This window comes from Pedobacter sp. UYP1, assembly GCF_040547305.1.
Lineage (GTDB): Bacteria > Bacteroidota > Bacteroidia > Sphingobacteriales > Sphingobacteriaceae > Pedobacter.
The window spans coordinates 55,254-74,052 of sequence record NZ_JBEPPL010000012.1; the positions used below are offsets into that span (position 1 = coordinate 55,254).

Here is an 18,799-nt window from a genome sequence, read left to right on the forward strand (position 1 = left end):
TTAGCTTGTTTCTGTTGATGTGTTTTGTTTTTGATCAAGCCTGCTGGTGAACCGCATAACCAAAAATCGGCCTACAATAAACCCAGCCATAGCAAGTAATAATCTTTGCCAGCTTCCTTGAGCGACAAAATAGAACCCGGTTAAAACAATAACCGTACGGATAAGGGAACTACCCAATATCCATAATGCAGCCGAGCTTGTTCTCAGTGTTTTTTTTATAGTGAACCAAAGGCCGCCAAAGAATATCATCCCTAATATTATTCCACTTATCGATGCTATGATCATAACTTATAATTAATCTTGTTTATTTATCCAATTCCACGCGATAAAACAGCCGGCCCCCAAACCCAAAATCAAACAGGTTATTGTCCAGGAAAAGGATTGGGGATAGTTTTTATCAAGCCAAATCCCACCAATGGTGCCTAAAAAAGTAGGTACCGTAACCGACCAGCCGACCATTCCGAACATACCCAGGCCAAACCATTCTGTCCTCTTCTTTTCACCAAGCGATTTTAGCTTTTGGTTTTCCTTTTCTGAGATGAGCCGGTAAAAAAAATCACCATCGTTCTTTTTCGATTTATCCATTTTACTCCTGTTGAAATTTCCTCAGTCTGGAAAGAAATCCGGTTTCTAACTTTGATGCCATATACCTGACTTTTTCCTCATCCGCACTAATGTTCTTAAACTCGTTTTGTATCGTATCGGCAAGCTTGCCCAACTCAACGCCGCCAACCGCATTTCTTACAGACACCATTACCAGATCTCCGGTTTTCACCAGTATTCCATCGTCCACAGCTAAATAATGCACATTATCCGTTTTGTAAGAGAAAATACCAGGCATTAGGACTACAATGCAATCCAGCCTTTGCGGGAGGAACCCGAAAGATCCTTCACTTGTTTCTGCAACGATGCTATCGACATTTTTTATGTCGGCAAAAACTTTGTATGGCAGTAAGATTTTAAGCTCCATGATGTTGTTCTATTGTTTCCTTATTCTTCAAAGCCTCGTCAATATTTCCTATCATATAAAAAGCATTCTCGGGTTGGTCTTTAAATTCATCTGCCAGAATGCGTTCACAACCGTTGAGTGCATCTTTTAAGCTAACCACTTTACCTTTTACGCCGCTGAATTGTTCTGTAGCAAAAAAGGGTTGGGTTAGAAAACGTTCCAGTCGTCTGGCCCGGTTAACTATGAGCCTGTCGCCAGTAGATAATTGCTCCATGCCCAACATGGAAATAATATCTTTAAGATCCTCATACTGCGCCAGGGTTTGTCTGACCTGTTGGGCGAGTTTATAATGCCTGTCTCCGATAATTCCCGGTGTTGCCATTTTGGAATTGGATTGCAGGAAATCTATAGATGGATAAAGTCCTTCACTTGCCCTTTCCCTTGAAAGCACGATTGTTGCAGAAAGATGCGAAAAAGCATGAACGGCGGCAGGGTCTGTTAGATCATCTGCAGGGACATATACCGCCTGTATAGAGGTGATGGCCCCTGCATCGGTATTAGCGATACGTTCTTCCAATTCAGATAATTCTGTTTCCAATGTAGGCTGATAACCCATGCGGGATGGCATTTGACCCATCAAACCGGAGACTTCCATTCCTGCTTGTATAAACCTGAATATATTATCGATTAACAGTAAAACATCCTTGTGCTCATCGTCACGAAAATATTCTGCCATGGTTAGAGCTGCATGACCTACACGAAACCGGGCACCAGGTGGTTCATTCATTTGTCCGAACATCATGATCATATTTTCCAGTAATCCGGCATCCTTCATGGCACCATATAGCTCATTGCCCTCGCGACAACGCTCACCAATACCGCAAAACATACTGATACCTTTATTCTGTCCAACCATATTATGGATCATTTCAGTGAGTAAAACTGTTTTACCTACCCCTGCACCACCGAATAATCCTGCTTTTCCTCCACGTTCCAATGGAATTAGTACATCTATGGCTTTGATCCCTGTCTCAAAAACCTGGGATAGGGTAGAGCGTTTATCCAATGGTGGTGGCGCCCTATGTATATTTCGTTTTTCGCCTTCAGCTAATGGTTTCAGATGGTCAATGGTATTGCCAAATACATCAAACATTCTCCCTAACGTACGTTTACCAACAGGTACTTTTAGCTCTTGTCCGTTAGTTGTTATTTGCATACCACGCGCCAGGCCCTGTGTGGGTGTTAATGCAATACCTCTGACACGATGATCATCCAGTTGCGCCAATACCTCAATGGCAATTTCCTGATGGTCTCCGGCATGCAGCAAACTATAAACGGGGGGTAGGGGATGGTCGAACCAGGCGTCTATGACGCTACCCCGTACCGAGACAATTTTGCCACAGTTTAATGCCTTATCATCGTGTTCTGAGACTACCTTCATTTTCTTTTGATCATTTTAAAAGAGCCTTTCTTTTATATTTTCGGGTGTAGGAGGATAAATCAAGTCACCTGTATGCGATAGTGCTTTTTCATCCTTCTGATGATATTCGCAATGCCAAAGCAGATGACTAATGAGATTGATGTGCGTTTCATGTTTGTTATTTGCGTTAACAATATACCACGGCGAATGATTGAAATTGGTTTTCAAAAGCATTTCATTCCTGGCCTCAGAGTAGCCTTTCCACTTTTTTATAGCTGCTTCATCAATAGGACTTATTTTCCACTGTTTAAGCGAGTCTTTATGTCTGTCTTCCAGCCTTTTTTCTTGTTCCTTTTTACTGATGTCCAGGTAGTATTTTAAAATGATAAAACCTGCATTTATCAATGTCTCCTCAAACAATTCAACTTCTTTAAAAAAAGACTTGTATTGTTCACCTGTGCAAAAATTCATTACTTTTTCCACGCCGGCACGGTTGTACCAACTCCGGTTAAAAAGCACAAATTCTCCCGAAACTGGCAAGTGAGCCGTATATCTTTGGAAATACCATTCATTATCCTGCCGGTCAGATGGCTTGCCTAATGCCACAACAATAGTTTCACGCGGACTCAGATGTTTGACTATTCTTTTAATAGTACCATCTTTACCGGATGCATCTCTGCCTTCAAGTATCACCACTAGCTTGAGGCCGGAAGTGATGATCTCTTTTTGCAGTTTAACCAGCTCGATATAAAGTCCATGTAATATTTCCTTCTTCTTCATTTATTCCGTTTCTTTTACGGTTTCATTATTCTATTGCCAAACTCGGTACAATAAACTAATCTAAGTAGTACCGCGTTACTCCACGGATCGGCAATTTTGATTGCCGAAGAAATATATGATATAAAACATAATTTTATATATGAAGTAACTAAACAACAAAAGCTTTTACTAAGCTGATCCCGTTCATCATAAAGGTCGGTTTTTGAAGCTGACAGGGTATTACACAACTTCAATTAAATGTTACATCATTCACACCTTAAAAACATTACCGCAAAGGATTTAATCTCTTGATTCGACTTTAAGTAAGCTGGCATTGATAGCCACTACCACTGTACTAATAGTCATTAAAATGGCGCCAATAGCGGGACTCAACACTATCCCTTGGTTATAAAGTACTCCCGCAGCAAGCGGTAGGGCGATGACGTTATATCCGGTCGCCCAAGCTAAGTTTTGTATCATCTTTCGATAAGTAGCTTTGCCAAACAAGATTAGGTTTACAATATCATTAGGGTTACTGTTTACCAATACAATGCCAGCTGTTTCAGCAGCAATATCACTACCAGAACCTACCGCAATACCAACGTCAGCTTGCGCCAATGCAGGTGCGTCGTTAATACCATCACCAGTCATGGCAACAAATTCCCCTGCAGCTTGTAATTCCTTTATCTTGTCCAGTTTTTGATGAGGCAGAACGCCCGCGATAAAACTATCCATCTCTAAAGTTTTGCTTACGCTCTCAGCGACCTTGCTATTGTCACCGGTAAGTAGTATGGATTTAATGTTGTTTTCTTTGAGTTTTTTGATCGCAGCAGCTGATTCCGGGCGTATTTTGTCTGACAGAGCGATGTATCCGGCAAGTTCATCATCAATGATGACAAAAACGACAGTCTCGGTGTCGTCGGATTTAAATCCATCTGGAACATTCATGTTTTTTTCCTTTAAATAACCCGGACCAACCACTAATACGTTCTTACCCTCAACTGTAGCTTCTACACCCTGACCGGTAATGGCTTTGAAATCTTTGACCGATGGCGCACTTATCTTTAGATCGCTTGCTTTTTTTAGAATACCAGTCGCAATAGGATGTTCTGATTTTTCTTCTAATGCCATGGATAGCCGGATAATATCGGCTTCTTTCAGCTCCTTTTTTAAAGAAATTACCTTTGATACTTCAAATTTTCCGATAGTAAGGGTTCCGGTTTTATCAAAAACGACCGTGGTTATTTTCCTGGAATTTTCAAATGCGGTTCTGTTCTTGATCAGCAAGCCATTCTTTGCCGATAAGGCTGTGGATGTTGCGACTAGTAAGGGCACTGCTAACCCCAAAGCATGGGGGCAGCAAATTACAATTACCGTTACCATCCTTTCCATCGCAAATGCGAGTGGATGCCCGGTCATATACCAAAATAGAAATGTAGTAATGCCGGTTACCAAAGCAATAGCCGTTAGCCATTTGGCGGCCGTATCTGCCATTAATTGTGTTTTTGATTTTGACTTTTGGGCATCATCAACTAATTTAACCACTTGCGACAAATATGAATCCTTTGCGGCATGCGAAACGGTAACCTTAAATGAGCCATTGCCATTTATGGAACCTGCAATAACTTTATCACTCTTGCCTTTCTTTACAGGTTTTGATTCACCGGTCAGCATAGATTCATTGATATAGCTTTCGCCTTCCGCTATAATACCATCCGCTGCAACTTTTTCTCCAGGCTTTATAACAATCACGTCTCCTTGTTTAAGGGTATCTGCTTTAACTTCTGTTACTTTACCTTGCTTTTCAAGGTGGGCTTCATCAGGCATTAATTGTATTAACAGCTCCAGATCCTTCGATGCGCCGACGATGGATCGCATTTCTATCCAGTGGCCTAAAAGCATGATCAGGATCAGCGTGTCCAGTTCCCAAAAAAAATCCATTCCCTGCAATCCAAATACAATGGCGACGCTATAGCCGTAAGCCACAGTAATAGCAAAGCCAATCAGGAACATCATACCGGGATTCCTGGTCTTCACCTCTTCGACAAGACCTTTGAAAAAAGGCCAGCCGCCATAAATAAAAACAACAGTTGATAAGGCAAATAAAATATAAGAAGAACCGTTAAATGACCAGTTTACTCCAATAAATTGCTGTATCATGCTAGATAGGAGCATAATAGGAGCAGTGAGGATCAGTACCACATAAAATCGTTTCTTGAAATCTTCAATCATCATAGTGTGATGATTATGCCCATCCATTTTCATGGGTTGCTTGGTTTTACCGGAAGAATTTTGCGTTTTAATCGGATGTTTCATGTCTTTTGGAGTTGAAGTGCAAAATTAAACCTGACGCTTAAAGGTATCGTTATATTCACCTTTACGGGCCGCCCTGTTACATTTGGCCCGGTAATGTAACGCTTGCTGGGCTACCTCTGTATTAGATTCATCGCCTTTCCAAAGTTCCAAAGCTGGTTGTTGCAGTGCGCGGCCAAAAGAAAAGGTAAGTGCCCAGGGTAGGACTGACTTAAATTTATCATTTATTGCATTCAAACGCGTAGAAGCCAGTTCAGCAGATTGCCCGCCTGATAGAAATACAATGCCGGGAACAGCGGCAGGTACCGCCGACAACAAGCATTTTACAGTGGCTTCTGCTATTGCTTGTGTATCTTCTTGAATATCGCAATCTAAACCAGGCAATATCATATTGGGCTTTAATAGCATGCCCGTCAATAAAATATTTTGTTTGTAGAGCTGGTCGAATACGGTGTGAAGTACTTTGTTTGTTACAGTAAGGCATTGTTCAAACGTATGGTTGCCGTCCATCAGCACCTCCGGTTCCACAATAGGGACCAGGCCAGCTTCCTGGCACAATGCGGCATAGCGTGCTAAGGCGTGAGAATTAGCTTCCAGACATCCCCGGCTCGGAAGGCCACTGCCGATATCAATCACAGCCCTCCATTTAGCAAAACGGGCACCCATTTCACTATATTCCCTGAGACGGCTTCTTAAGCCGTCAAGGCCTTCTGTTATCTTTTCAAGTGGAAACCCTGCCAATGGTTTAGCGCCGATGTCTACTTTAATTCCGGGGATAATGCCTGCATCAATAAGTACATTAATAAAGGAAGTGCCATCTGTCTTTTGCTGTCTGATGGTCTCGTCAAATAGTATAGCTCCGCTGATACTTTCGTTAAGGGCGGGGGTGGTTACGATCATTTCTCTATATCTTCTGCGCATTTCTATGGTTTGCGGTATGCCAAGCGCGGCAAAACGTTTATTGCAGGTGCCGACGCTTTCGTCCATAGCCAACAGGCCCTTGTTATCTGCAACAAGGGCCTGTGCGGTGTCTGTAAGTTGCTCAGTTATCATCGCTTTGATTCCATTTCCAATTTAGTATCTCTGGCATATCCTCACCATGGACATCAATAAAGTGCTTATGTTGTATAAGTTTATCTTTCATCATTTGTTTCAGGTAATCTCCTTTAGCACCAAGATTCGGAACACGGTCAACTATATCCTGAACCAGGTGAAACCTGTCCAGGTCATTCTGTACGCGCATATCAAAAGGAGTAGTAATAGTACCTTCTTCTTTGTATCCCCTAACATGCAAATTACGGTTAGTGCGACGATAAGTTAGACGGTGGATCAGCCACGGATAACCATGAAAGGCAAAAACAATATGTTTTGTTTTGGTAAACAACGAATCGTAATCCTGGTCGCTTAAACCATGAGGGTGCTCGCTGGCAGACTGTAATTTCATCAGGTCAACTACATTAACTACCCGAACTTTCAAATCGGGCAAATGTTTGCGCAGAATAGAAACAGCTGCCAGAACTTCTAAGGTAGGGGTGTCTCCGCAACTCGCCATAACCACATCCGGTTCTGATTCCTGGTCGTTGCTTGCCCATTGCCATATCCCGATGCCTTCAGTACAATGAATTACGGCAGCGTCCATCGTTAACCATTGAGGCAGTGCATGTTTACCGGCAACAACCACGTTTACATAATCCCTGCTGCGCAGGCAATGATCAAAAACTGATAAAAGGCAATTGGCATCAGGTGGTAAATATACCCGGACGATGTCTGCTTTTTTATTAATGACATGGTCAAGAAATCCAGGGTCCTGGTGAGTGAAACCATTATGATCCTGTTGCCACACATGCGAAGAAAGTAAATAATTTAGCGAGGCTATATTGCGCCTCCATGGCAATTCTTTAGTAACTTTTAGCCATTTAGCATGTTGACTGAACATAGAATCGACGATGCGAATAAAGGCCTCATAACTGTTAAAAAGGCCATGCCTGCCGGTAAGTAAATACCCCTCAAGCCACCCCTGACACTGGTGTTCACTCAGCTGTGCATCCATTATCCGGCCTGATGGTGCTAAAAACTCATCATTTTCTTTTTCTTTAGCATCCCATTGGCGGTTACTAACTTCAAATACAGCACCTAATAAGTTCGAGAGGGTTTCATCCGGCCCGAATACACGGAAATTATCTCGGTTGAGCTTAATTATATCCCGGAAAAACTTTCCCAGTATAGTGGTGTCACCCAGCTGTACTGCACCCGGCGAAGGTATAGCTACAGCATGATCCCTAAAATCTGGCATATAAAGATCGCGCAATAATATACCGCCATTGGTATGCGGATTTGCGCCCATCCGCCGGTTTCCTTTGGGAGCTAGCTCGACCAGTTCGGGTATAAGTGTGCCATTTTCATCAAATAGTTCCTCGGGCTTGTAGCTTTTCATCCAGATCTCCAGTTGCTTTACGTGTTCGGGATGTTTGATATCTACCAGAATAGGTACCTGGTGTGACCGAAATGTTCCTTCATTAGGCAAGCCATCAACTTCTTTTGGACCTGTCCAACCTTTTGGTGAGCGTAACACGATCATTGGCCAGCGCGGGCGGGTATTATCATTATTATTTCGTGCATTTTCCTGATATTGTTTAATATCTGCTATGGCCTGATCTAACACACCTGCCATTAATTGATGCATGGTTTCAGGATCATCACCCTCCACAAAATACGGTGTCCAACCGCAACCTTGCAGAAACTTCTCTAGTTCCTCATGCTCGATTCTGGCAAGTAAAGTGGGATTACTTATTTTATAGCCGTTTAAGTGCAAAATAGGCAACACCACTCCATCCGTGATTGGGTTTAAAAATTTATTGGATTGCCATGCTGTTGCCAGGGGGCCTGTCTCGGCTTCGCCATCACCAATAATACAGGCCACTATCAGGTCTGGGTTATCGAATGCGGCACCAAAGGCATGACTAAGCGAATAACCCAATTCTCCACCTTCATGGATGGAGCCTGGAGTCGTTGGTGCAACGTGACTCGAAATACCACCTGGGAACGAAAATTTGGTGAATAATTTTTTCATCCCGGCTTCGTCTCTTGTAAAATCTGGATAAACGTCGCTCCAGGTACCCTCCAAATAAACGTTTCCTATGATAGCCGGTCCACCGTGTCCTGGACCGGCGACATAAAATAGGTTAAGATCATACTTAATAATGATGCGGTTCAAATGCACATAAATAAAATTTTGCCCCGGCGTGGTACCCCAATGTCCAACAACAAGCGGTTTAACGTGGGAGAGTTTTAAAGGCTCTCTCAAAAGTGGGTTGTCATATAAATAGATCTGTCCTACCGAGAGGTAATTAGCAGCGCGCCAGTAAGCGTCCATATTTTTAAGTAACTCAGGAGATAGGGGACCTGCCACTGTATTTATTGTTGCTGTTTCCATAAATATTAATTTTTAATGTTATAACTCAAAAGTTTATATACTGATCTCGCAATCATTAATTCTTCGTTAGTCTTGATCACCCAAACAGATGCCTTGTTGGCACCCATTGAAATGAATGTTTCATTCTTGATATTTTTAGTTCGATCTATTTCAATCCCTAAAAATTGAAGCCCTTTGCAGATCCTTTCGCGAATTTCAGGGGAATGCTCTCCTATACCACCAGAGAATATAAGGGTGTCTAAACCACCAAGTACAGCGGCAAAAGCGCCAATCCATTTGATCGTTTGGTAGCAAAAAAGCTCAACAGCTTCTGAGGCCCGATTATCGTGCTGTTGCATGTTTAGCAGTTCCTGCATATCGGCTGTAGTTTCTGAAATACCTAATAGACCCGACTCATGATTAACCAGGTGGTTAAATTTTTTAGGAGAAAGCTTTTCCGATTTCATTAAATACCAGGCAACGCCGGGATCAAGATCGCCTGTGCGGGTACTCATCGTTAAGCCGGATGCTGGCGTAAAACCCATACTGGTGTCCATGCTTTTCCTATCTTTTACTGCTGCAAGGCTTGCTCCGCTGCCCAAATGTGCCATGATAATTTTACCCATTGAGGCCTTAGCGCCTGCGATCTGTTCAAATTCTTCCATGAGATAAGAATAAGAAAGGCCATGAAAACCATAACGCTTGATTCCTTTAACCTGATATTTACGTGGTATGGGCAATAGTTTTGCGATATTGGGCATTGAGGAATGGAAAGACGTGTCGAAACAAGCCACTTGATCCAACTGCGGGAAGTGCTTTTTAAATGCTTCTACCAATTTGATCTCTGCGGGAAGGTGCTCTGGATCGTAGGCGCTGATCTCTTTTAATTCCATTATCAATTTTGCAGTAATGAATTCAGGTGATCCATGATTTATCCCCTGGACTATCCGATGTCCTATTGCTATTATCTGGACAAATTCAGTCTCCTTTGCAAGCCAGTTAACAAGCCAGTCCGCAGCTTCACCGTGGTTCGCTACTTTGATGTCGATTAGGCACTGTTGTTCTCCACCAGAATGGATAAAGTTAAGGTTTGCACTATTGCTTCCGATATTTTCCATTTCGCCGACCAGCAATTGATTAAGCGAACCTTCCATTTCATACAAAGCATATTTAATACTGGATGAACCTCCGTTTATCGTCAGTATGCATTTTTTTGAGGTATTATTCATGAGCCGCAGGGATTAAATTTAATCCAAACTCATTTAATTGATCTCTGGTTGATTGGAAGCTGGTATGGGAAATGCCCTTTATACCAAATTGTTCAGCTTTACTGACAAATAAGGGCTGGTTATCAATGTAAATGCTTTCTCCCGGTGTTACCTGCGCAATGTCTAATGCCAGCCTGAAAATGGTGGCATCTGGTTTTCTTAAATTCACAAAGGAAGAAGAGATGAAAAAGTCAATAAATTCATTAAGCTTAAATTTCTTTATCCTGTATTCATTAAGTTCGCGGCCTTCATTGCTGATGACGGCAATTTTTAAACCATAATCCTTTTTTAAAGAAGTAATGAGTGCTATCATCTGCGGCAGAGGTTGCGATTGTCTGAACATAAATGTTTTAAATTCATCCGTGTTAAAATTTCGTTTCTTATAGAACACAACGCTGTCTAAGTATTCATCCAGGCTCATTTTTCCCAATTCATATGTTTCAAAATTAAGATGGTGCCGTTCTTCCACGTCATTATGATCTAGGTGGAATTTTTTAGCGCCTGCTCTGCGTGAATTACGGTCCCATCCATCGCTGAGTAAAACACCCCCAATATCAAGAAATAGTGTATTTATGTGAGTTTCTTTCTTCATAGGATAATTTTGATTAATCATAACCACTTTTGATGATAGGTTCAATCATTTGGAAACGGCCGTTAGGTTTGATGAAACTAGAAAGATGAGCCGGAATGATAATGCCTTGCCCAGATTTAATGGATAGCAAAAAATGGAGGCTTGTAAGTCTTTTGCAAAAAAAAATTGACGTAAAACGTTAATTTCATGCAAGTATTTCGTTCTTCAAGGTCCATGTTATCCTTTACTTCAGATCATCTGTTAAAGGACTGTTCCAATCGGGATGCAGCCCTTTAAATAGATCAATTCATTATTCGAATTCAACAAGTATATCATTCTTTACCTTAGAAACACCAGGAGCATTCCAGGCGATTCGCCCTGCTTCATCTCGTTTATAGATGGAATTTACAGATCCGGTCAAGGTTACGTTATTACCCTTCACGTTTACACCAATGTCTTCTGCATCAATAGACCAGCTCCTGTTAAGTGCGCGTTCAATGGCACCTTTTTCTACTTGGTCGGTTGTTTGAGAATGGATAGCGATATTATTAATCACGCCTAAAACACCCAAAAGTGTTGATACAGATTTTTGTGCTGCTTCTTTTTGGTAATTCCAGCGGACTTCACCTTCAAGCGTAACTAATCCATCCTCCACTTTTACTTTTATTTTATCATCGGGAACCTCCCAATTCCACTTCCATGCATTCAATATCTCTCGCGCAATTTCCGTATCATTTTGTTTGCTTGTACCTCCAAAATGAATTTTGATGGTTTCTGCAACAATTTTTACACCCGCTACATTTTTAGCGGCATTTTCCGCTTCCTTTTTCTTGGCGTAACTGTTTACAGTTCCACTCAAAGTTATGACACCATCTATTGCGGTTACGCCAATTTCTGCTGCATTCAATAAAGGTTCCCATTTGATAGCATTTTGAACATCTCTTTGCAAATCTTCGTTTGTTTTCATGTTTATTTAATTGTTAGATAGCTTGTTGTTTTGTTTAAAGTCGGTTATTTAAATTACCACTTTTTTATTTGCGTACTTTCACTTCTCTCTTCTCAGGTTCAATTGAACCATTCTTTTTAAGATCTATACAAAGCAATCCCTTGCGATAAGTGGCAGAAATATGATCTTGTGCTACATTTTGAGGAAGGTGGAACGAACCAGTGAAGGAAGAACGTGAGAATTCTTTTCGGGAATAATTATCTTCATTTTTATCTACTTCCTTACTAGACTCTGCAGTAATTGTCAATATTCCATTATCGGTCGTAATTTTAAAATCTCCCTTTTTGAATCCGGGGGCGGCAACTTCCAGTTTGAACTTACCTTCTGTATCCCTGATGTTTACTGCATGCTCAGGTTCATCTGGGTTATCAAAAACATCTGTGTTCCAGAAGTTCTCGATCATTGAGGACACTTTTTCGGTTTTTTTTGCTTTTACTAACTCTTCCATATCGTTTACATTTTAATTCTGATATAAAGATCAGTAAGAAATAATAAGTCAACTTGATGTGAATCAGTAGAATGGATGATGTTGGTCATCCCCAGCTAATTTTCATATCCTACATTTGACAGAGTCCAAGGTCACGGGCAATCGTTCAATTATGTTGAATCAACATTTCATTTAATAAAATATTATGACAATCATTAAAAATATACATCCTTTAAGCGCTGAAGTACTTTTCGACCTTCTGAAAAAAGAATTTCCAGATTATATTAATGCTAAACTGGACTCTATGTTGAACATAGATTTTACTCATGTGTATCATGAGATCAATGTGCTGTTTCCTGAAGTTATTACAGGTACCGCGCTCACAATTACAGTATCGGATCAGGAGATCACTATATCTGACAATGCAGCGAGTTATGAATTTAATGCCACTTTGCTAGAAGAGCAATTAATAGCTTTTATCAAGATAAAAGCCGGGTAATAGTAAATCCGAGTTCACTCAGTACCTTCTTCTATGTAAAAGTTAAAGTTATTTAGAACTGGTGAGTCGTTTTTTTATTTTCTTGTAGAACCATCTTTTGGCCGCTTCGGCAGTTAGCAGGTAAGCGGTAATGATAACAATCATCCAGCCATAAAAGAATAGGGGTAGTCTTATAAAACCAAACCATGTGGCTACAGGTGTAATCGGTATAACCAGAACGATAAGTAAAACAACCATAGTTGCGATAGACAGGTAATTACCAGGCAGACTTTTCGGGAAGGAAAGCCGGGTGCGTACGACTAATACGATCAGGATCGCTGAGATCACAGATTCTGTGAACCAGCCAGTTTGAAATACCTTTTCGTTTGCGTGCATGACCAGTATTAAAAGACCAAAAGTTAAGTAATCAAATACTGAACTTAACAGCCCGAAGGTAATCATGAAATATTGAACGAACCTGAGGTCCCAATGCTGGGGTTCCTGAATATTTAGATCATCCACCCTGTCTGTTGCTATGGCCATCTCCGGGAAATCTGTGAGGAGATTGGTCAGTGGAATTTGTTTGGGTAGTAAAGGCAAAAAAGGAAGAAATAAAGATGCACCGGCCATGCTGAACATATTTCCAAAATTGGCACTGGTTGCCATAAATATATATTTCATTGTATTGATGAAAGTTTTTCGTCCTTCAACAATTCCCTCACTCAGCACATTAAGGTCCTGGCTGAGCAGTACAATATCTGCAGCTTCTTTAGCTACATCAACGGCTGAATCTACAGATATGCCTACATCGGCAGTATGTAATGCTGGAGCATCATTGATCCCATCACCCATAAAGCCTACAACGTGCCCAGCCTTTTTTAGTATGGCAATGATGCGTTCTTTTTGATTGGGTTCCACTTCTGCAAAAATATCAGTATGAGGAGCCTGATGTTTTAAGGCCGCATTGCTCATCTCTCATAAAGTAGAACCAATTAATATTTTGGGTGTGGCGATCCCGATTTGCTGTTCAAGGCTTTTTGCTACCAGGGCATTGTCACCAGTGATGATTTTTAACTGTACACCAAGATTTTTCAGTTTAGTAAGCGTAGCAGACATCCCAGCCCGTGGTGGATCAAATAAAGTAATAAAACCCAAAAAGATCATTTGCTGTTCCTGATCCCTGGTAAAGTTTTTTTCAGCACTACCTGCTTTATAAGCCACGCCAAGCGTTCGAAAACCTGCATCACTCAACTGCTGATATTGATCCAGGATTTTTGCACGATTTTGATCTAAAGGAACCAGGCTGCCGTCTGCGGTTTCTGTTTGATTACAAATGTTTAAAATGACCATTAGTGCACCTTTAGTGATCACCAAGTTGTCCTTTTTATTTTTAACCTGTACGGTTAACCGCTTACGGATAAAGTCATAAGGGATTTCAGCTTGAACATGATACGGATCAGTTGATGACTCCGGCTTTGGATAAGCTAAACAAATAGCCTTATCAATAGGATTGTTAAAACCTTGCTGCATTGATGCGTTGAGCCAGGCATATTGCAATACCTTATCGCTGTGTTTACCATCAATACTTAGGGAATCTTTTAAGGTTACTTTACCCTCGGTAATGGTGCCGGTTTTATCAGAGCATAGAATATCCATACTTCCAAAATTCTCGATAGAGGAGAGACGTTTCACAATAACCTGGTGTTTGGCCATGCGTCTGGCTCCCGTTGATAGATTCACACTTATAATGGCCGGTAATAATTGAGGTGTTAATCCTACGGCAAGTGCAAGAGAAAACAAGAATGAATCCAGCACCGGTTTATGCAAGAAAACGTTGACTGCAAAAATAATGATGACCAGTATAAGGGTGATTTCCATTAGCATATAACCAAATTTCCTGATACCTCTTTCAAAATTCGTTTCGGGTGCCTTTTGCTGTAGACTAGTTGATATCTTACCAAATTCAGTTTGGGAGCCTGTTTTCATGATTAAGCCAATCGCTTTTCCGCTAATCACATTAGAACCCATAAAAAGAGAGTTGGATCTTTTGGCCAATGGTATGTCTGGCTGTAATACACCCGGAAACTTTTCTACCGGATAAGTTTCACCTGTAAACGCAGCTTCATCAATAAACAATTCCTGCGCTTCTAAAAGCAAACTGTCACCGGGAATGATATCGCCGGCCGATAGATAAATGATATCGCCTGGAACGATCTCTTCTATTGAAATTTCCTTTTTTTCACCTTCTCTTAGTACTGTGCAATGTAGCTGAACCATTTTTAGAAGTTCAGAAACCGCATTAGCTGCTCCTCTTTCCTGCCAAAAACCAAGTAAACTGCTAATCATGACGATCAGCAGTATAATTACCGTATCGGCTATATCTCCGAGACTGGCAGATAGGAGCGCAGCGATGATAAGCATGATGGTAATTGGGCTTTTAAATTGTGAAAGCAGCAGTAACAACATTGGAGCCTTATTCCCTGATTTTAAGGTATTGTGCCCATATTGTTTGATCCGGCTTACTGCCTGTTTAGAAGTCAAACCTTTTTGGTCAGCAGCTAAACTTGCAAATGCTTCGGTACTGCTCAAACTCCAGAAACATTCTGTTTGATGACTATCTTGAGGATTTTGTTTGTCCATGTTAGCTATTTTTAATCGAATTGACTGGTATAGAGTTCAAAATACCTTCCTTTTTGTTTTAATAATTCTGCATGGCTACCCTGTTCAATGATTTCACCTTGCTCAAGAACAATAATTTTGTCGGCATTTATAATGGTGGATAAACGATGAGCAACTACAAAACTCGTTCTCCCTTCCATTAAGCGGTCGATTCCAATCTGAATATGGATCTCGGTTCTGGTATCTATAGAACTGGTTGCTTCATCCAGGATGAGAATTCGCGGATCTGCAACGGCGGCCCTGGCAATGTTTAAGAGTTGCCGCTGACCCTGACTCAGGTTATTACCATCATCTTCAAGGATGGTTAAATAACCTTTAGGTAGTCTTTTAATGAAGGAATCTGCGCTAACGAGTTTTGCTGCTACAATGACTTGTTGGTCTGTTGCTTTTAGTGATCCATAGCGGATATTTTCCATCACCGTTCCATGGAATAAATGTGTGTCTTGAAGAACCATAGCAAGTGATTGTCTAAGGTTTTTCCTTTTGATCATCCTGATATCGGTACCATCAATGGAAATATCGCCAGACTGGATATCATAGAAGCGGGGAAGCAGATTGATGATTGTGCTTTTTCCTGCACCTGTTGAACCTACGAAGGCAATTTTTTGCCCAGGTAATGCTTTTAAAGATATATTCTTAAGAATTGTTTTTCCTGGATTATAACTAAATGTAACCTGATTAAAATGGATTTCTCCTTTAATGTTAACGAGTTCCAGGGCTTGCTTCTCATCTGCTTTTTCTGGCAGCTGGTCCATGACCTCAAAAATTCGTTCCGCACTTGCCATTGCGGTTTGAAAACTGCTGAACTCGCCGGATATTTGATTTAAAGGACGCGAAAATTGTTTGGAGTATTGCAGAAAAGCAGCAAGACCACCAATATCCAGTCCAGTCACAATAGACATAATTCCTCCGGCAGCAGCTGTTAATGCAAAATTTATAGTGTTTAAATTTTGCATGATAGGCATCATAATCCCTGAATAAAACTGTGCTTTGGTGGCTTTTTTAAGCAAACCTTTGTTTAGTTTTTCAAAATCATCTATGGCTTCCTCTTCATGGCAGTATACTTTAACGGTTTTTTCACCTGTAATTATCTCTTCTATGTAGCCATTTAAAATACCAAGAGCTGCCTGCTGTCCGGTAAAATAGGTATTGCTTTTCTGAATAATCAGTTTTGCGAGCCAAAACATTGCGAATACGACAACTATAGTGACCAGAGACAACATCGGGCTAATGTATAGCATAAGGACAAATGTGCCAGCTACAGTAATTAGACTTGAAATAATCTGGGTTACACTATCGTTCAAGGCGTCACTCACATTGTCCAGATCATTTGTAAAACGGCTCATAAGCTCTCCATGGTTATGGGTGTCATAAAACCGAATTGGAAGCGTTTGCATTTTACAAAACATATCAGCACGGATCATATTTATTGTTTTTTGCGCAACATATATCATCAGACGGCTTTGAAAGAAAGCTGCAATTACACCAAGGAGATAAATAGCCATTAGTAAGACAACCATTTGTAACAAGCCTTGAAGGCGGCCTGGAATAATATAGTTGTTAATGATGGGTCTCAAAAGATAGGATCCATATAAGGACGCAGCTGTGTTCAGGAGTAAAAAAAGAATTACCAGCAAAAACAGTACTTTTTGTTTGCCAAAATACTGCCATATTCTGATAATGACCAGACCTGGTTTTTTGGCTTTCTCCAATGATACGGATCCATGGTGTCCCGGCAGTCCGGAAGGTAGCAGATTGATGCTTTTACTCATTTTACAGCTCCTTCCTTTTGCTGTTGGGAATGGTATATTTCCTGATAGGTTTTATTTGTTTTCATGAGTTCATGATGGGTACCCATTCCAACAATTTTTCCGCTATCCAGAACAATGATTTTATCGGCCAACTGAACCGAACTAATTCTTTGGGCAATAATAAATATAGTAACCTCCTTAAGATGCAGTTTAAATTCATCCTGAATTTTAGCTTCTGTCGTAGAATCTACAGCGCTTGTACTGTCGTCAAGGATTAGTATTAAGGGGTGTTTAACCAGGGCCATTGCGATGCAGATTCGTTGTTTTTGTCCACCGGAAAGATTGACGCCTCCTTGTCCTAATTCAGTTTCGTATTGTTTTGGAAAGGACATAATGAAATCGTGTGCCTGAGCTTCCTGACAAGCCAGGATGATTTCTTCCTGAGTTGCCCCTGGATTTCCCCATCTCAAATTATCTTTGATTGTTCCTGAGAATAATTGGTTTTTCTGTAAAACCATGCCGATGCTATTTCGTAAATTTTTTAGTGAATAGTCCTTCAGCTCGAGATCATCAATCAATATTTTTCCTTTACCCACCTCATACAACCGGGGTATAAGTTGCACAAGGGTGCTTTTAGCTGATCCGGTCGCGCCAATAATAGCAACTTGTTCACCGGGATGAGCAATGAAATTAATGCTATTCAATACATATCTTTTTGCTTCTTTATGGTATTTGAAAGCTACATTCCTAAATTCTACTTTCCCTGCTTTTATCTTAATGTTTCTTTCGAGAGCCGAGGGTGTATCCACTATATCAACATCTGCATTCAATACTTCCAGAACACGCTTAGAAGATGCACCAGCTCTGGAAAAGGCCATTATGGTCATAGAAAGCATGGTCAAAGACATAAGGATTTGGGTAATATAAGTAATGAAAGACATGAGCTGTCCGATATGCATGGTCCCGGATATGATTTTTTTTCCGCCAAACCACACTACTGCAACAATGGATATATTCATCACTAGCATCATCACTGGGGTTACCATCACTACTATTGCTGAAGCTTTAATGGCGGCATCTCTTAAACTATTATTCGATATTGAGAATTTTTTTTCTTCAAAAGACTCACGTACAAAAGATTTAACCACACGAATGTTCATTAAGTCTTCTTGAATGGCACCATTTACATGATCCAGCTTTTGCTGCATCCTAAGAAAATAAGGAAAGCTTTTTCGCAGGATAAAGAAGATACTTATGCCCAATACAGGAATGGCGACTGCAATAATAAAGGCAAGACTGGAATTGATTCTTGCTGCCATAAAAACTCCAAATACAAGCATGAGCGGAGCACGGATGAGTAATCTTAGCGACATCATGACTACGTTCTGGATAATATTTATATCATTAGTCATTCTGGTAACCAGAGATGCAGAACTGAATTTGTCAATATTTAAAAAAGAAAAGGTTTGGATTTTTCGAAATAACCCTTGTCTTAATTCAGCGGCAAACCCAACAGATGCTTTTGAGGAATAATAAATATTACCCACATTTCCAATGATTGCAACAATAGAAAGGACCAACATTGTTATTCCTGTGATTATGATATAGTGCAGATTTTTCTCCTGTACACCCTGATCAACGATGCGAGACATGAGCACAGGTTGAACGATTTCTCCCATAACATCTACAAATACCAGTAGTGGAGCCATTAGGAAAGCTGTCAGGTACTTTTTAAGGAATGGGAAATAAGCATTCATCTAAAGGAG

17 protein-coding genes are annotated in these 18,799 nt (G+C 40.7%); 1 reads left to right on the top strand and 16 read right to left on the bottom strand.

Annotated elements, in window-relative coordinates:
- The 12 genes from ABIB30_RS20090 to ABIB30_RS20145 all read right to left on the bottom strand — a co-directional run bounded on the left by ABIB30_RS20090 (position 1) and on the right by ABIB30_RS20145 (position 12,146).
- Positions 1-285 carry an N-ATPase subunit AtpR gene (locus ABIB30_RS20090; RefSeq protein WP_354304827.1) on the bottom strand — a complete coding sequence of 95 codons (285 nt, stop codon included), beginning with the start codon at positions 283-285 and terminating at the stop codon, positions 1-3.
- Positions 286-294: 9 nt separating this feature from the next.
- On the bottom strand, positions 295-585 hold the full coding sequence (locus ABIB30_RS20095) for an AtpZ/AtpI family protein (RefSeq protein WP_354304828.1): 291 nt from the start codon (positions 583-585) through the stop codon (positions 295-297).
- A gap of 1 nt (position 586) precedes the next feature.
- Positions 587-970, bottom strand: a complete 384-nt coding sequence (locus ABIB30_RS20100) for a F0F1 ATP synthase subunit epsilon (protein WP_354304829.1) — start codon at positions 968-970, stop codon at positions 587-589.
- Positions 960-2,390, bottom strand: a complete 1,431-nt coding sequence (gene atpD, locus ABIB30_RS20105; protein WP_354304830.1) for a F0F1 ATP synthase subunit beta — start codon at positions 2,388-2,390, stop codon at positions 960-962. The genes ABIB30_RS20100 and atpD overlap by 11 nt, the downstream gene beginning before the upstream one ends.
- 15 nt (positions 2,391-2,405) lie before the next feature.
- Positions 2,406-3,149: a polyphosphate kinase 2 gene (gene ppk2, locus ABIB30_RS20110; protein WP_354304831.1), complete on the bottom strand. Its 744-nt coding sequence runs from the start codon at positions 3,147-3,149 to the stop codon at positions 2,406-2,408.
- Between the two features lie 279 nt (positions 3,150-3,428).
- Positions 3,429-5,444 (bottom strand): copper-translocating P-type ATPase, encoded by a 2,016-nt coding sequence (locus tag ABIB30_RS20115; RefSeq protein ID WP_354304832.1) that lies wholly within the window; start codon positions 5,442-5,444, stop codon positions 3,429-3,431.
- Positions 5,445-5,468: 24 nt separating this feature from the next.
- Positions 5,469-6,494, bottom strand: a complete 1,026-nt coding sequence (locus ABIB30_RS20120) for a class I fructose-bisphosphate aldolase (protein ID WP_354304833.1) — start codon at positions 6,492-6,494, stop codon at positions 5,469-5,471.
- Positions 6,484-8,874 (bottom strand): phosphoketolase family protein, encoded by a 2,391-nt coding sequence (locus ABIB30_RS20125; RefSeq protein ID WP_354304834.1) that lies wholly within the window; start codon positions 8,872-8,874, stop codon positions 6,484-6,486. Before ABIB30_RS20125 ends, ABIB30_RS20120 begins: the two co-directional genes overlap by 11 nt.
- Positions 8,875-8,879: 5 nt before the next feature.
- On the bottom strand, positions 8,880-10,082 hold the full coding sequence (locus tag ABIB30_RS20130) for an acetate/propionate family kinase (RefSeq protein WP_354304836.1): 1,203 nt from the start codon (positions 10,080-10,082) through the stop codon (positions 8,880-8,882).
- A complete protein-coding gene (locus tag ABIB30_RS20135) occupies positions 10,075-10,713 on the bottom strand; it encodes an HAD family hydrolase (protein ID WP_354304837.1) in 639 nt (212 codons plus the stop codon). The genes ABIB30_RS20130 and ABIB30_RS20135 overlap by 8 nt, the downstream gene beginning before the upstream one ends.
- Before the next feature lie 289 nt (positions 10,714-11,002).
- Positions 11,003-11,659: a BON domain-containing protein gene (locus ABIB30_RS20140; RefSeq protein ID WP_111636070.1), complete on the bottom strand. Its 657-nt coding sequence runs from the start codon at positions 11,657-11,659 to the stop codon at positions 11,003-11,005.
- Positions 11,660-11,723: 64 nt separating this feature from the next.
- Positions 11,724-12,146 (bottom strand): Hsp20/alpha crystallin family protein, encoded by a 423-nt coding sequence (locus ABIB30_RS20145; RefSeq protein ID WP_354304838.1) that lies wholly within the window; start codon positions 12,144-12,146, stop codon positions 11,724-11,726.
- 184 nt (positions 12,147-12,330) lie between these two features.
- On the opposite strand from ABIB30_RS20145, the gene ABIB30_RS20150 reads away from it, so the two are divergent.
- On the top strand, positions 12,331-12,624 hold the full coding sequence (locus ABIB30_RS20150; protein ID WP_111636068.1) for a hypothetical protein: 294 nt from the start codon (positions 12,331-12,333) through the stop codon (positions 12,622-12,624).
- Positions 12,625-12,672: 48 nt separating this feature from the next.
- On the opposite strand, the gene ABIB30_RS20155 is transcribed toward ABIB30_RS20150, so the two are convergent.
- From ABIB30_RS20155 to ABIB30_RS20170, 4 genes are read right to left on the bottom strand one after another with little or no spacing between them, the layout of a single operon-like run.
- Complete coding sequence (locus ABIB30_RS20155) at positions 12,673-13,575, bottom strand: HAD-IC family P-type ATPase (RefSeq protein WP_354304839.1); 903 nt, start codon at positions 13,573-13,575, stop codon at positions 12,673-12,675.
- A 3-nt stretch (positions 13,576-13,578) separates the two neighbouring features.
- Positions 13,579-15,243 (bottom strand): cation-translocating P-type ATPase, encoded by a 1,665-nt coding sequence (locus ABIB30_RS20160; RefSeq protein WP_354304840.1) that lies wholly within the window; start codon positions 15,241-15,243, stop codon positions 13,579-13,581.
- A gap of 11 nt (positions 15,244-15,254) precedes the next feature.
- On the bottom strand, positions 15,255-17,054 hold the full coding sequence (locus ABIB30_RS20165) for an ABC transporter ATP-binding protein (RefSeq protein ID WP_354304841.1): 1,800 nt from the start codon (positions 17,052-17,054) through the stop codon (positions 15,255-15,257).
- Positions 17,051-18,790 (bottom strand): ABC transporter ATP-binding protein, encoded by a 1,740-nt coding sequence (locus tag ABIB30_RS20170; RefSeq protein WP_354304842.1) that lies wholly within the window; start codon positions 18,788-18,790, stop codon positions 17,051-17,053. The genes ABIB30_RS20165 and ABIB30_RS20170 overlap by 4 nt, the downstream gene beginning before the upstream one ends.
- Positions 18,791-18,799 lie beyond the last annotated feature (9 nt).